The 14,151-nt window shown below is 69.2% G+C and carries 11 protein-coding genes; 4 read left to right on the forward strand and 7 right to left on the reverse strand.

Going from position 1 to position 14,151, the window contains the following annotated elements; translation table 11 throughout:
- Positions 1-20: 20 nt before the first annotated feature.
- A complete protein-coding gene (locus tag ABIE24_RS13355) occupies positions 21-1,349 on the reverse strand; it encodes a M50 family metallopeptidase (protein WP_354500450.1) in 1,329 nt (442 codons plus the stop codon).
- A gap of 69 nt (positions 1,350-1,418) precedes the next feature.
- Here ABIE24_RS13355 and ABIE24_RS13360 point away from each other — a divergent pair, with 69 nt between their 5' ends.
- Entirely contained in the window at positions 1,419-2,957 is a 1,539-nt protein-coding gene (locus ABIE24_RS13360) for a Mur ligase family protein (protein WP_354500451.1), read from the forward strand.
- 90 nt (positions 2,958-3,047) lie between these two features.
- Here ABIE24_RS13360 and dxr read toward each other — a convergent pair whose 3' ends face one another.
- The gene (gene dxr / locus ABIE24_RS13365; protein ID WP_354500452.1) at positions 3,048-4,133 is read right to left on the reverse strand and encodes a 1-deoxy-D-xylulose-5-phosphate reductoisomerase; all 1,086 of its coding nucleotides are present in this window, start codon (positions 4,131-4,133) and stop codon (positions 3,048-3,050) included.
- Between the two features lie 103 nt (positions 4,134-4,236).
- Entirely contained in the window at positions 4,237-5,217 is a 981-nt protein-coding gene (locus ABIE24_RS13370) for an FKBP-type peptidyl-prolyl cis-trans isomerase (RefSeq protein ID WP_354500454.1), read from the reverse strand.
- A 225-nt stretch (positions 5,218-5,442) separates the two neighbouring features.
- On the opposite strand from ABIE24_RS13370, the gene ABIE24_RS13375 reads away from it, so the two are divergent.
- Positions 5,443-6,120, forward strand: a complete 678-nt coding sequence (locus tag ABIE24_RS13375; RefSeq protein WP_354500503.1) for a lysophospholipid acyltransferase family protein — start codon at positions 5,443-5,445, stop codon at positions 6,118-6,120.
- A gap of 2 nt (positions 6,121-6,122) precedes the next feature.
- Here ABIE24_RS13375 and ABIE24_RS13380 read toward each other — a convergent pair whose 3' ends face one another.
- The gene (locus ABIE24_RS13380; protein ID WP_354500455.1) at positions 6,123-6,593 is read right to left on the reverse strand and encodes an OsmC family protein; all 471 of its coding nucleotides are present in this window, start codon (positions 6,591-6,593) and stop codon (positions 6,123-6,125) included.
- Positions 6,594-6,643: 50 nt separating this feature from the next.
- Here ABIE24_RS13380 and ABIE24_RS13385 point away from each other — a divergent pair, with 50 nt between their 5' ends.
- Both ABIE24_RS13385 and ald read left to right on the forward strand, forming a co-directional pair.
- Positions 6,644-7,666: an asparaginase gene (locus tag ABIE24_RS13385; RefSeq protein WP_354500457.1), complete on the forward strand. Its 1,023-nt coding sequence runs from the start codon at positions 6,644-6,646 to the stop codon at positions 7,664-7,666.
- 123 nt (positions 7,667-7,789) lie between these two features.
- Positions 7,790-8,917 (forward strand): alanine dehydrogenase, encoded by a 1,128-nt coding sequence (gene ald, locus ABIE24_RS13390; protein ID WP_354500459.1) that lies wholly within the window; start codon positions 7,790-7,792, stop codon positions 8,915-8,917.
- Here the strand turns inward: ald and ABIE24_RS13395 are convergent.
- From ABIE24_RS13395 to ABIE24_RS13405, 3 genes are all read right to left on the reverse strand, one after another.
- Positions 8,914-11,934, reverse strand: a complete 3,021-nt coding sequence (locus ABIE24_RS13395) for an FtsK/SpoIIIE domain-containing protein (RefSeq protein ID WP_354500460.1) — start codon at positions 11,932-11,934, stop codon at positions 8,914-8,916. The two genes, ald and ABIE24_RS13395, sit on opposite strands and share 4 nt — an antisense overlap.
- A gap of 91 nt (positions 11,935-12,025) precedes the next feature.
- Positions 12,026-12,847 carry a PP2C family protein-serine/threonine phosphatase gene (locus ABIE24_RS13400; protein ID WP_354500461.1) on the reverse strand — a complete coding sequence of 274 codons (822 nt, stop codon included), beginning with the start codon at positions 12,845-12,847 and terminating at the stop codon, positions 12,026-12,028.
- Positions 12,848-12,926: 79 nt separating this feature from the next.
- A complete protein-coding gene (locus ABIE24_RS13405) occupies positions 12,927-14,081 on the reverse strand; it encodes a DUF4192 family protein (protein ID WP_354500462.1) in 1,155 nt (384 codons plus the stop codon).
- Positions 14,082-14,151 lie beyond the last annotated feature (70 nt).

Consider the following 14,151-nt stretch of genomic DNA (forward strand, 5'->3'; position numbering starts at 1 on the left):
TACTCCCGGTGGAGTACCGATCAGCCGAAGAGGTTCACAGGCTTGACGATGTCGGCAAAGATGAGCAGCGCGCTCATCCCGCCGAGAAGGATCACGACGACGAAGGTCAGCGGCATGAGCTTCGCAGCGTCCACCGGGCCGGGGTCACGGCGGGAGAAGAGTTTCGCCCAGCCACGGCGGATCGACTCCCAGAGAGCCGCGGCGACGTGGCCGCCGTCGAGCGGAAGCAGGGGCACGAGGTTGAACACGAACAGGGCGACGTTGAGCGACGCGAGGATGCCGACCATCGTCTGGACCTTGCTTGCCACGGGGACCTCTTCGAGGCTGACCACTTCGCCAGCGATCCGTCCGACGCCGACCACGCTGATCGGGCCGTTCGGGTCGCGCTCCCCCGGGCCGAACGCCGCGTTGGCGATGTCGACGAGCCGGTCGGGCAGGTTGAGGATCATGTTGGCGACCTGGCCGATGTTGTCGCCGACAGCGGGCAGTACGGCGGTCGGCGGCTCGGGCACGAGCTCGGTCTGGGACACGATGCCCACGAAACCGACCTCCTCCGTGATCGGCTCGCCCGAGGCATCCGTTTGCTGCTGCCCGTCGGCGTCGATCGCGTACCGCTCAGTGAGCAGCGGGGTGAGGGCGACGGCGATCTCGGCCCCGTCGCGCAGAACGACGACGTCGAGTTCGGTGCCGGGTGAGGTGCGAATGATCTCGGTGGCGTCGGTCCACGACTCGATGCTCGTGCCGTTCATGGAGAGGATGGTGTCGCCGGGCTGAAGTCCTGCTGCGGCGCCGGGGGCGAGCGGGTCGTCGTCGTCGCAGGCAGTCTTCTCAGTTCCGGCAGGCAGCACGCACTGGCTCACCGAGGCGAGCGTTGGAGTGGACTGGGGGGTGCCGAAGCCCATCAGCACGATCGCGACGAGCACGACGGCCAGGAGAAGGTTCATCGTCGGCCCGCCGAGCATGATGATGATGCGCTTCCACACCGGCAGGTTGTAGAAGGTGCGGTCCTCGTCGCCGTCGCCGACCGTCTCGGCACTGGCTGAACGCGCGTCCTGCACCAGGGTCTGGAAGAACCCGGTGCTCGAGCTGCGGGTGGCGCCGTCTTTGCCGGGCGGGTACATCCCGATCATCGAGATGTAGCCGCCGAGCGGGATCGCCTTGATGCCGTACTCGGTCTCACCCCGCTTCGTCGACCAGACGGTCTTGCCGAAGCCGATCATGTACTGGGTGACTTTGACGCCGAAGAGTTTCGCGGGAACCAGGTGCCCGATTTCGTGCAGGCCGATCGACACGGCGACGCCGACCAGAATGATCAGCACACCGAGGATATAGAGCAGGGCGGATTCCACTCCCAGAGAGTAGCGCTGTGCGCTGAGCGGATGCTGGTGGCGCGCTGTGAGGGATGCTCCGATGCGCCTGTGAGAACATGGGCTGTGCGACCCGACCAGACCCCACCCACGACCCTTGAGGCCTTCGCCGCCCGGTTCCGCCTGGCGCTGCACGACGAGGTCCCGCCTGTCACCCTGTCCGGGATCACCATGGACAGCAGGGCTGTCCGCCCTGGTGACCTCTACGTCGGCGTGCCAGGGGCCCGCTTCCACGGGGCGACATTCGCCGCCGATGCGGTCGAGCGCGGTGCCGTCGCGATCCTGACGGATGCCGCCGGCCTGGTCGACGCCACGGCATCCGGTGTGCCCGTGCTCGTCACCGTCGAATCGCCCCGGGTCCTCGTCGGGGAGATGGCTGCGTGGCTGTACCGGACCGACCGGCACGCGCCTCAGCTGTTCGGGATGACCGGGACCAACGGGAAGACGTCGACCGCCCACTTCCTGGACTCGGTGCTGCGGCAGTTGGGCAGGTCGACCGGGCTGAGTTCCAGTGCCGAACGTCGGATCGGCTCGGAGGTCGTCGTCAGTTCGATGACGACACCGGAGTCGCCCGAACTGCACGCCCTGATCGCCCGGATGCGTGAGGCCGGCGTGGACGCCGCGATCGTCGAGGTCAGCGCTCATGCCCTGACCCGGCACCGGGTCGACGGCCTCGTCTTCGACGTCGTCGGGTTCACCAACCTCAGCCAGGACCACCTCGACGACTACGCCGACATGGACGAGTACTTCGCGGCCAAGCTCGAGCTGTTCTCACCCGCGCATTCGAGACGTGCGGTCGTGTCGCTCGACACTCCGGCCGGTGCCACCGTCGTGGCGCGGGCCGGTGTTCCGGTGTCGACGATCACGTCGATCGACGGGGCCTCGGCCGACTGGACCGTCTCGGTGACGGACGAGCAGCCGTCGTTCACCGCCTTCACCCTTCGGCACCGGGACCTTGGGGAACTCTCCACCCGAGTCCCGGTGATCGGCAGCCACATGGCCGCGAACGGCGGGCTCGCCATCGCCATGCTCGTCGAATCGGGAATCGCCCTTTCCGCAATCGACGACGCGCTCCGCCGAGACGGAGGCATCACTGCATCCCTTCCCGGACGCGCCGTGCAGGTTCCGGTGCCCGGCGGCCCCGCCGTGTACGTCGACTCCGGGCACACCGCACAGGCTTTCGCGAAGACGCTCGAGGCGGTCCGGCACCTCACGGCCGGCCGGGTCATCATGGTCGCCGGCGCGAACGGCGATCGTGACCAGTCCAAGCGCCCCGACATGGGCCGGGAGGCCGCCCTCGGCAGCGACCTGCTCATCATCACGGATCACCAGCCGCGATCTGAGGATCCTGCGACCATCCGCGAGGCGGTTCTCGCTGGAGCGCGCGCTGCCAAGCCGGCCGGTGACATCCGGGAGATCGCGGCACCGGAGGAAGCGATCCGTGTCGCGGTTCGCGAAGCCACGGCGGCGGACACGATCCTCTGGGCGGGGCTCGCCGAGAAGGACTACCGCGACGTTGCCGGGGTCAAGGTGCCGTTCTCGGTGCTCGACGAGACCCGGGCCGCGCTCGCGGAGGCGGGCTGGGTCTGACCGCGGCGCCTGGTATGCGCCAATTCACTCGATCCGGACCGATTCACTCGGCGTACCGCGTGAGGTCGACCGGAACGCGTGAATCGGGGGTTAGCGCAGCGCCGCGATCGCCCGATCCGCCTCGGCGCGCGCCCACGACTCGGCTGAGGCCAGGCTCTCGAGGGTGAGTTCGCCCTCGGGGCGGTGGGCGTCGACGACCCGCGCGATCGTGTCGACGATGTCGAGGAACCCGATCGCGCCGGCGTGGAACGCGGCAACGAGCTGCTCGTTGGAGGCGTTGAACACCGCGGGGTAGGTGCCTCCGGCACGGCCGACGGTTTTCGCGAGCTCGACCGCGGGGAACGCGACGTCGTCGAGCGGCTCGAAGGTCCAGTTCTGGGCGCGGGTCCAGTCCAGCGGCTCGCCGACACCGGCGACGCGGGCGGGCCAGTCCAGGCCGAGCGAGATCGGCAGCCGCATGTCGGGCGGTGACGCCTGGGCGATCGTCGACCCGTCGACGTATTCGACCATCGAGTGCACGATCGACTGCGGGTGCACGACGATGTCGATCCGTTCGTACGGCACGTCGAACAGCAGGTGCGCCTCGATGACCTCGAGGCCTTTATTGACGAGGGTCGACGAGTTGGTGGTGACGACGAGTCCCATGTCCCAGGTCGGGTGCGCGAGGGCCTCGGCCGGCGTCACGTCGGCGAGGTCCTGCCGGCTTTTCCCCCGGAACGGGCCTCCGGATGCCGTCAGCACGAGCCGGCGGACCTCCTGTTTCGTTCCCGACCGCAGCGCCTGGGCGATCGCCGAGTGCTCGGAGTCGACCGGCACGATCTGGCCCGGCTTCGCCACCCGGCTGACCAAGTCTCCCCCGACGATGAGGGATTCCTTGTTGGCGAGGGCGAGGGTCCTGCCCGTCTCGAGGGCGGCGAGCGTCGGGCCGAGGCCGACGGACCCCGTGATGCCGTTGAGGATCACATCGGCGTCGACACTGCGGACCAGCCGTTCGGCTTCGTCGGCACCGAGCGCGGTGTCGTCGACGTGGAACTCGTCGGCCTGGGCCCGCAGCAGGTCGCGGTTGCCGTTCGCTGAGAGGCCGACCACTTCGAACCGCCGGGGGTTGGCCCGGATGACGTCGAGGGCCTGGGTCCCGATCGAGCCGGTTGATCCGAGAAGTATGACGCGTCGCACGCGATCAGCTTAGCGGCGGCATCCGGTCGAAGCGGGGGCGCGCTGCGACGACAAAAACGGCTGGACCTTCACCGGGGGAATCCACAGGATCGGCGGACGAGCGCTACCGGCTGGTCGCGAGAACGTCGACGACGAAGACGAGGGTGTCGGTGCCTTCGATACCTGCGCTCGGCTGGCCGGCCTCGCCGTAACCCTCCGACGGCGGGAGAACAGCGAGCACCTGTGAGCCCACAGCGGCTCCGACGAGTGCCGCGGAGAAGCCGGGGACGACTCCGGTGGTCGGGAACGTCGCCGCTCCCTTGCCCCAGCTCTGGTCGAAGACCTCGCCGGTGCGCCAGTTCACTCCCTGGTACTGCACCGTGACGCTGTCGCCCTCCTGGACGACCTCACCCGTTCCCTGCTTGAGGGTTGCGAGCTGAAGCTCTGCCGGAGGATCGGACTTCGGGATGGTGACCGTCGGCGCGCCGTCCTTGTCGAGCTTCACGACGGGCATCCCGTCAACCGGGGGCTGTGGTTCACCCGTCGCCGTGGCGGGGACGACGCCGATGGCATCCGCCACGATCACGAGCGGATCGCCAGGGGCGACCGCACCATCAGGTGAGCCGGTGTCGGCGAAGGCGTCGGAGGCCGCAACGACGCTGACGATGCGGGACCCTTCGTTCACGCATTCGAGCGTGCGGACGAGTCCGGGGATGAACTTGGTGTCGTTGACTTCGATCGCACCCCAGCCGCCGCCGGAGTAGGCGGACTTGGAGATCGTTTCGCCGCTGGTGCCGTTGAGGATGGTGACCTCGAAGTTGACGATGTCCCCTGGCTTCACTTCGTCGCCGGCGCCCTCGATCACGACGGAGCGCTGGGTGGCGTCAACGGTGAGCGGTGCGGCGAACTCGACGGCCGGTGCGGCCCCGAAGTCGCCGGTGACCGTTACCGAATCGACGGCCGATCCGCCCGGGGTGTCCTCACAGCTGAGGGCAGCGGGATCCGCTGTCGCCGTGGGGGTGGCCGGTTCCGGCGACGCGCACCCGGCGAGGACGAGGGCGGATGCCGCCGCAGCTGCGACGAGGACGGGGATCGAGTTGCGCACAGGGAATCGCTTTCACAGTGGAAGGGGTGTAACCGCCAGTCTGCCGCATCCGCCCGTTCATTAGCTGCGAGCGCCCTCCATGTGAACAGCGCTGCGCCTCATGCGCAAGGTGGAATACGTCAGGAACTACGCTCATCCTTTGTGTCAGAGACGGAACTCAGCGCCCCCGCGGCCAGCGACGCCGCGGCCCCCGGGCTGGTCTACCACCTCGGCCGTGCCGTGTTGATGCCGATCGTGCGCCTCGTCTACCGGCCGCGGATTCTCGGCCGGTCGAACGTTCCGAAGTCAGGCCAGGTCATCCTGGCCAGCAACCACCTCTCCTTCATCGACAGCATCGCCATTCCTGTCGTGGCACCACGTCGCGTGCAGTTTCTCGCGAAGTCCAGCTACTTCGACGGCACCGGCCTGCGGGGCTGGGTCTCCCGCACCTTCTTCACCTCCATCGGCGCCGTGGCCGTCGAGCGGGGCGCCGGCGCGGCAGCCACCGAAGCGTTGGATGCCGGCAGGAGAATCCTCGAGAACGGGAGCGCATTCGCGATCTACCCGGAAGGAACTCGCTCCCTCGACGGCCGGCTGTACAGGGGACGCACCGGGGTCGCCTGGCTCGCCCTGACGACCGGCGCGCCCGTCGTGCCCGTCGGACTCGTCGGCACGGATGAGCTGATGCCGGTGGGGAGTTCCGTTCCGAAACTCAAGCGGGTGACGGTGATGTTCGGCGAGCCACTCGACCTCAGCGCGCACGGTCCGGCCACGAGCGGCCGGGCGCGCCGCCAGGCCACCGATGAGATCATGGCCGCGATCCACGCTCTCACCGGCCAGGAACGCGCGGATGCCTACAATGAGTCCCCGCCCGTCCACACCATGGAGAAAATCAAGCGCGCCGTGTTCCGCGAGCGGGTCTGATCTCAGGCAACGACGATCTCCGGTTCGTGACGCACCGGAAAATTGACCGAGTTGGCGATGAAACAGAGTTCGTTGGCGCGCGCGTGTGCCGCGAGCGCGGCATCCGTCATGGACGCGTCAGCGACCGTCACCCGGGGCCGGAGGATCACCTCGGTGAACGCTCCCCCGCCCAAGCCGTCCTCGACCATCGTGCCGTGGGCGTCGTCTTCGTAGGCGGTGACCACGACTCCGACGGTGACGGCGACGTGCAGGTACGACAGCAGGTGGCACTGGGCGAGTGCGGCGAGCAGCAGCTCCTCGGGGTTCCACCGGGCGGAATCGCCGTGGAACGGTTTGTCCGCCGACCCCTCGAGCGGATGCTTCCCGACGGCCGACACGACCAGCTCGCGACTGTAATCACGGTAGCCGCTCGTGCCCGTCCCGCGGTTTCCGTGCCACTCGACGCCGACGGTGTATTCGTGTTCACCCAACATGGCCCCAGTCTGTCACGCCCCGCCCCGTGGATCGGGGCTACCCTTGACCGGTGAGCATTGCACCGGACCTCGTTGAAACCTTCTCATCGGCGAGCGCCGTCGAACTCGCCATCGTCACCCGGAGTGGATTCGTCGAGTCGCGTCATTCCGGTTCGGCCATCGTGATCGACCAGCACGCCGATGTGATCCGCTCCCTCGGCGATCCGGCCGCCCCGGTCTTCGGCAGATCCGCGCTGAAACCGTTTCAGGCGATCGCCGTCATGAACGCCGGCGTCGGGCTCCGCGGCGCCGCAGCCGTGCTCGCCTCCGCCAGCCACACGGGAACGCAACGCCACATCTCCGTCGTGCGGAGCATCCTCGCACAGGCGGGCCTGACCGACATCGCCCTGCAGTGCCCGGCGGACTGGCCGATCGACGAAGCCGCGCGCATCGAACTCGTGCGCGACAACAGCACGGCGTCCCCGATCTACATGAACTGCTCCGGCAAGCACGCGGCCATGCTGCTCGCGTGCGTCACCAACGGCTGGCCGATCGAAACCTACCTCGAGAGCGACCACCCCCTGCAGGTCCAGGTCCGGGATGTTCTCGAGCGGTTCACCGGGGAACGCCCGGTTCTCACCGGCGTCGACGGCTGCGGCACCCCGGTCCACGCGCTGTCGCTCGCCGGCCTCGCCCGCGGAATCGGTCGCATCCGCACCTCGTCGCCAACGTCGCCGTTCGCCATCTACCGGAACGCCGGGATTCTCTGTGCGGCCGTGCTCGAGAACGGCTGGGCGCTCGACGGCCCGGGGCGAGCGAACACCCTCGTGATCGACCGGCTCGGCGTGTTCGCGAAGCTCGGCGCCGAGGGGGTCATGGTCATGGCCGCCCCCGACGGCACGACCGTCGCCCTCAAGATGCTCGACGGCAACCTGCGGGCGGCAACGCTCGTAGCCCTGCGGCTGCTCGTGGATGCCGGGGCACTCGACAACGCGGCGGTCGAGGACCTGCTTCCGGAACTCAAGCTCTCGGTTCTGGGGGGCGAACGTGCGGTCGGCGAGATCCGCGTCTCGCCTCTGCTCGAAAACGCCTGACCTCGCTAGGCTGGCCTCGGGCAGCCATGCCCGCCTGACAGTGTCGTCGGACCTCCAACCGGGGTGCGAGACGCTTTCCTCGTGCGCCGCTCCCACCCGGAGCGGCCAGGACTAAGGAGCACCATGCGAGTCGCCATTCCCCGTGAGGTCAAGAACAACGAGTTCCGTGTCGCGATCACCCCCGCAGGAGTACACGAACTGACCGTCCACGGCCACGACGTCTATCTCGAGACGGGTGCAGGCGAGGGTTCGTCGATCTCCGACGACGCCTATGCGGCGGCTGGGGCGACGATCCTTCCGGATGCCGCATCGACCTGGGAGCGCGCGGAGCTGGTGCTCAAGGTCAAGGAGCCGATCCCATCGGAGTACGGGTTCTTCCGGTCCGATCTGGTGCTGTTCACGTTCCTCCACCTGGCCGCGGCGAAGGAACTGACCGAGGCGCTGACGGCTAGCGGCATCACGGCGATCGCCTACGAGACGGTGCAACTGCCGAACCGCTCGCTGCCGTTGCTCGCGCCGATGAGCGAGGTCGCCGGCCGGCTGGCGACCATCGTCGGCGCGAACACCATGCTCAAACCGAACGGCGGGCCCGGCCTGCTCGTTCCCGGCGTGCCTGGCACCTCCCCCGCCCGGGTGACCGTTCTCGGCGGCGGGGTCGCCGGCACCAATGCGACGTCCGTCGCCGTCGGCCTCGGCGCCGACGTCACCGTGCTCGACACGAACATCGCGAGGCTCCGGGAGCTCGACGCCCTGTACGCCGGGCGCATCAAGACGATCGCGAGCAACGCGTTCGAGATCGAGCATTCCCTTCTGGGCGCCGACCTGGTGATCGGCTCGGTGCTCGTCGCCGGAGCACAGACGCCGAAGCTCGTCAGCAATGCGCTGGTTGCGAAGATGAAGCCCGGCAGTGTGCTCGTCGACATCTCCGTCGACCAGGGCGGGTGCTTCGAAGACTCGCACGTGACCACGCACGCCGACCCGACGTTCAGGGTGCATGGCTCCGTGTTCTATTGCGTCGGCAACATGCCCGGGGCGGTGCCGCACACGTCGACGTACGCCCTCACCAACGCGACCCTCCCCTACGCACGCGCGATCGCGAATGCCGGCTGGCGGGATGCTTTCGCTGCCGATCCGGCACTGGCGCTCGGCCTGAACGTCCACCGAGGCGCCGTGTACAGCGAACCGGTTGCGCGGGCACACGGCCTCCGCCACGAGGAACTCTCGACGCTGATGGAAGGCGCCACCGCCTAACCGGGCGGATCGTCGCGCGCCGGCGGGGCAAGGCTGACCCGCTTCACGCTGCCGCCGGGGTCCACGGTCCATGCCCGGCCGGGCAGTCGCGCCAGCAGCGGCGGCCGATCCCGGATGCGGGTGAGAGCGCGGAACTCGGCGACCGAGCATCCGTCGACGATCACGACCGCCTCCTGCCGCAAAGCCGTCAGCAGCGACCAGTGAGCCTGCCACTGCTCGCTGTCGCCGACGATCACGACCGAGCCGCCGGTGTGTCGGCGGATCTGCTCCACGGTGATCCGGCCCGAGGACGGGTCACCCAGGACAGCGACGGCGACGAGGGGCTGTGACGGGGAGCCGCTGCCGCTGCTGCCTGGAAGCGATGCCGCGCCAGCGGCAGCGCGGAGGCCGTTCCCTGGAAGCGATGCCGCGCCAGCGGCAGCGCGGAGGCCGTTCCCTGGAAGCGATGCCGCGCCAGCGGCAGCGCGGAGGGCGTCTGCCCTTCGCGCCGGCGTCGCAGACACAACCAGCCAGAGCGGCTTGCTGCCCCAGTCGACCGTGCTCACCGTTCGGCTCGCTGCGTGCCGGGGCGTCGTGCCCGCCGGCGGTTCCGGGGCGCACAACTGCACCTCCACGCCCCGCCACAGTGCGCTGCCCGCCCGGCGCGCCTCGACCCAGTTGCCGCCGTCGCCGCCCGCCAGCAGGTGCTCCTGCCGGTTCGCGGTGCCGAGGAGCACGGTGGAGCCGACGAACCCACCGAGGGCCGCGGTGGGTCCCGACAGCCGCTGCATCGCCACCACGACGTGGAGGCCGCGCCGCGGTCCATCGCGAAGGAGGGTGAGGATGCCGTCACGCAGTTCGATGGCATCGTCTCCGTCGATCCCGGCGAGGAGTGAGTCGAGGTCATCGATGAGGACGAGCACGCCCGGTTCGCCGGTGCGGGGCCTGTTGAGAGCGTCGGAGAGCGCGTGGACGACGTCCCAGGCCAGTTCCGGGTCGGCGCCGATCCGCTCCACAACGAGCGGCGCGAGCCTTGCCGCTTCAGCGGCAATGGAGTTCAGCAGCGTGGTCTTCCCTGTGCGGGCCATACCGACAACCAGCAGACTGCCGTCGGCGTCGGGATTCCAGACCACGGTGTCCTGGCGTTGTTCGGCGGGCAGGTCGGCAAGGCCCAGCCGGATGCCGTCGGCTCTCTCGTCCAGGCTCCCCCGATCTACCCACGCCGGCAGAGGGTCGAGCCACGGGCGGCGCACAGGGACTGTGGACGGCCATCGGCTCCCCACACGGGCGATCTCGTTGGCGGTCGCCGTGGCCACCTGGACGGTGACGGGAGAGGAGCCGGCGAGGACCAGCCGACCGGGCAGAGCCACCGGGAGGAACGCGGCGGCGTCCGTGCCGAGGATCGCGGCGCTGTCTGCCCTGTTGTTGACACGCAACGACATCCTCAGCCCGCAGTTCGCCAGGAGCGAGTCTCTCACCACACCGGCCGGACGCTGGGTACACAGGATCAGGTGCAGGCCCAGGGAGCGGCCACGCGCGGCGACGTCGACGAAGAGCGCGTGCAGGTCGGGGAATCCGTCGAGCATGGCGGCGAACTCGTCGACGACGATGACGAGCCGGGGCAGGGAGGGCACGGTGGCGATGTCGCGGGCTTCACGGTCGCGGAGGAACCGCTCGCGGTATCGGATTTCGGCGCGGAGGCTGTCGAGCGCGCGGGCGGCAGAACCGGAGTCCAGGTCGGTGAGGACGCCGACCACGTGCGGAAGGCCGAGCAGCGGCGCGAACGCGGCGCCTCCCTTGAAATCCACCAGCAGGAGCGTCACCGCATCAGGCGGGTATCGCTCGGCGATGCTCGCCACCCAGGTGACCAGGAGTTCGCTTTTGCCGCTCCCCGTTGTGCCGCCGACGATCGCGTGGGGGCCGTCGGCGACGATGTCGACGCACACCGGCCCGGCCGCCGTCGACCCGATCACCGCAGAAAGGAACGGCCCGCTGGTCGGTGGTGGCGCCTCGACCGACACGTCGGAGAAACCGACCGAGGCGGGAAGCCCGGCATCCTCGTCGCCGACGCCTGCCTGGAGTGCATGGACGGCCAGATCGTCAGCGAACGCGCGGGCCTCTGCGGCTGAGATGAGATCGACCGTCAGGGAAAGGTGATCAGCGGGACCCGACGCTGTCGTTCGGTGGAGCATCGCCGTGGCGATGCCTGTCAGTTCGAGCACGCAGGAGCACCGGGTGGGAATCCGGTCCAGCCGGTCGGAGATCACCAGGAGGATGTCTGCCGACGCTCCCGAGTCCGCGGTCGCCTCAGCCACGAGCATCGAGGACGCTCCCCGGCGGACAGCACCGGCGCCTGCACGATGCGGCAGCCGGGAGGTCCACTCCCAGCCGGGTGGTGCACCGACCAGGGACAGGGCTTCAGGGCTTGCCGCCGCACACAACTGCACGAGCAGTCCGCGAGCGACCGCGGTGGTGAGAAGCGGCGGCCCGACGACGCCGATCCCGCCGGTGGCGTCGATCTCGACCGGCACCTCCGAGACGACACGGGCGCGATGCCTCAGCCGGGCTGTTCCTTCCCCTGGCGGCCCGTCGACGCGGACCGCGCTGGGCTGGTCCCCCCGCCCGGCAACCACGACGAAACGTCTGCTTGCCGACGCGCGCCAGCGGCCGAAACCGATCGAGGAGGCGCTCGGCGCGTCGAGTATTCGTCGGGCACCCGCCGAGGAGGCGCACCGGCGGCGGCGCTCGTCGGCGTGCCTCTCGTCGACCTCGGCCCCGAGCCTGTCGAGCTCTGCCCGGTAGACCACGGTGTCAGAGCGCAGTCGCCGACGGGTAGACCAGCGGTTGTCGACAACGCTCGCGACGGCGATGATCGGGCCGAGCATGGCGAACACCAGGACGAACGGCGATCGGGTGAGGGCCCAGATTGCGACGGATGCGACGACCGGAGCGAGACTCGCAACGACCGGGAACGGCGATGGAGCGATCGGCGACGGCTCTGCGGGGACCGTGATCGGCTCGTCGGGAGAAACGCTCATGCCTTAAGCGAAGCAGGAGCGGCGGGATCCGCGTGGCTTCGACGGCATCCCGTGGAGAAGGGCGGTGCCGGCGGGAGCTGTGGAGGACGGGTCAGGCGGGCCCGGTCACGGACGGGCCGGTGTGGTCGATGAGGAGCTCGTCGAGGACGATGGCGCTGACGTTGTCGCGGCCGCCGTTGTCGAGGGCGGCCCCGACCAGGCTGCGCACGGCCTCCTCCGGGGTCTTACTCTGCATGAGAAAGTGGCGGAGCCCGAAATCGGTGAGTTCCTTGGTCAGACCGTCGGAGCAGACCAGCCAACGCGCCCGGTCCGTCGACGGAACGTCGGTGTAGTCGGGCAGGGGGTCGTCTGTGAAGCCGACGGCGCGGGTGATCACGTTGCCGTGTGGGTGTGATTCCGCTTCGTCGGGAGTGATCGCCCCGATCGAGATGAGCTCCTGCACGACCGAATGGTCGAGTGTGACCTGGATGAGTTCCTCACCGAGGAGCCGGTACACCCGGGAGTCACCGATATTGAAGACCGTCCAGGCGGGTACGTCGGCGTCGGGTCCGGAGAAGCCGAAGACGATGCCGGTCACCGTCGTCCCGGTGCCCAGTTCGGATGTGCCGACCTGTTCGAGCATGTCATCGACAGCCGCACGGAGGGCGTTCTCGACCGCGTCACGATCGACGGTGTCGCCCGAGGCGACACGCTCGGCGAGCCGGGCGATGACCGCGGCGCTGGCGACCTCGCCGGCGTCGTGGCCGCCCATGCCGTCGGCGACGGCGAAGATCGGATAGTCGACGATGAGGGCGTCCTGGTTGACCTGCCGCTTGCGCCCGGTGTCGGTGACGGATGCCCACGACAGCGCCAATGGGGCACCGCTGGGCACGTCGACAACTCGCGAACCGGTGCGCACGTCGATGGCGGTCACGCAATCATCCTTTCGGAGCGCCACAAAGGTGGAGCCTGCACCGATAATAGCGGTCGCGGCCGACACCCGGAGACGCGGGTCAGGGTTCGGGGGTGATTGCCCTCCCCTCCGTGGCGTCAGGCGGGACCTCCCAGGCCCAGTCAGGAAGTCGCCCGGCCTGCAGCATCCGGTCGACGAGTTCAGCAAGTCCGTAGGACGGATCGAGCGCGCGGGCCTCGGCGATCCAGCGTGCGGCGAGAGTTCCCGAGCCGAGCGCCCACTGTGCCCAGGCGAGCATCGTGAGCAGCGGAGCCTGCGCGCGCCGCGGGACCCGGGCGGCGGTGTACCGCAGGACGTGGATGGCCGCCCTCAACCGTTCCTGGTCGGGTCGGGGCATGCCGATGCCGCCGAGCGCCGCCGCTCCCGGCATGCGGCTGATGTCTTCGCCGGCGTTGTGCCTGGCGTTCATCGCACCGACGGTCACCCCGAATTCCTCGCCCCAGGCCCAGGTCAGGAGCACTTCGTCACGGAGCGCCGGCGCCTGCACGAGGAAGGCGAGCAGTGCTGCGTCGCGGGGGATGACCGTCTCGTTCCCTGGCACCAGCAGGGTGTCGGCGAAACCGACCACGTCGCCGGTGAAGTCGTGATCGAAGACGAGGGCGGGGCCGATCTCGACCGACCCGCGCAGGGAGTCGATGGCCGTGTACCGCCTGGCGGTCCGTTCGCGGGATTCGAGATCCGCTTTCGGCAGCCGCGACTCCGCGTCCAGGTCGACGAGCTCAGCGCACTCCGGCGTGTTCGCCAGCGTTTGCCTCGCCGGAGACGCAGAGATCAGGTCGAGCGACCGTCCCTCAGGAGGGCAGGCATCGTCGAGGTAGCTGCCCCATGCGTCGGATGCCACGCACAGCGCATCACGGACGAGGAACCCCGAGTAGCGCGCCCGTGACAGGATGTTGCGGATCACGGCGCGGTGCGGCATCGCGTCGCCCGCGGCGAACCTGTCGCGAGTGTAGACGACGGGAACGAGCGCGTCGACGTCGGGGATCCTGCAGATCATGCCGAGCATCGTGGTCGCCGCGCGACGCCGAACGGCGGCGGGCGCGTGAGCATCGGGCAGGTCGAGGCGGAGCGCCCCGCAGCTCCGGTTGCCGCGGAAGGCGACGAGGACGATGCTCTGCTGCGGCTGGAACCCGGTCAGGTGCGGCACGAGGGCGAGGAAGTCCTGGGCTTCGGAGGCCTTGATGATGGTTGTCATGTCCGGAAGTCTGAAACCGGACGGCTCTCCTCCCCCGCCGCGCCGCCAATCTGTGGAGAAACCGGGGGTC

The sequence above is a fragment of the Mycetocola sp. 2940 genome, assembly GCF_040548835.1.
GTDB lineage: Bacteria > Actinomycetota > Actinomycetes > Actinomycetales > Microbacteriaceae > Mycetocola_A.

Excerpts from the sequence above, each read along its gene's own strand:
- ABIE24_RS13405 (WP_354500462.1), bottom strand. The coding sequence starts at position 14,081 with ATGACAACCATCATCAAGGCCTCCGAAGCCCAGGACTTCCTCGCCCTC.
- ABIE24_RS13395 (WP_354500460.1), bottom strand. The coding sequence starts at position 11,934 with ATGAGCGTTTCTCCCGACGAGCCGATCACGGTCCCCGCAGAGCCGTCG.
- ABIE24_RS13375 (WP_354500503.1), top strand. The coding sequence starts at position 5,443 with ATGCCGATCGTGCGCCTCGTCTACCGGCCGCGGATTCTCGGCCGGTCG.
- ald (WP_354500459.1), top strand. The coding sequence starts at position 7,790 with ATGCGAGTCGCCATTCCCCGTGAGGTCAAGAACAACGAGTTCCGTGTC.
- ABIE24_RS13380 (WP_354500455.1), bottom strand. The coding sequence starts at position 6,593 with ATGTTGGGTGAACACGAATACACCGTCGGCGTCGAGTGGCACGGAAAC.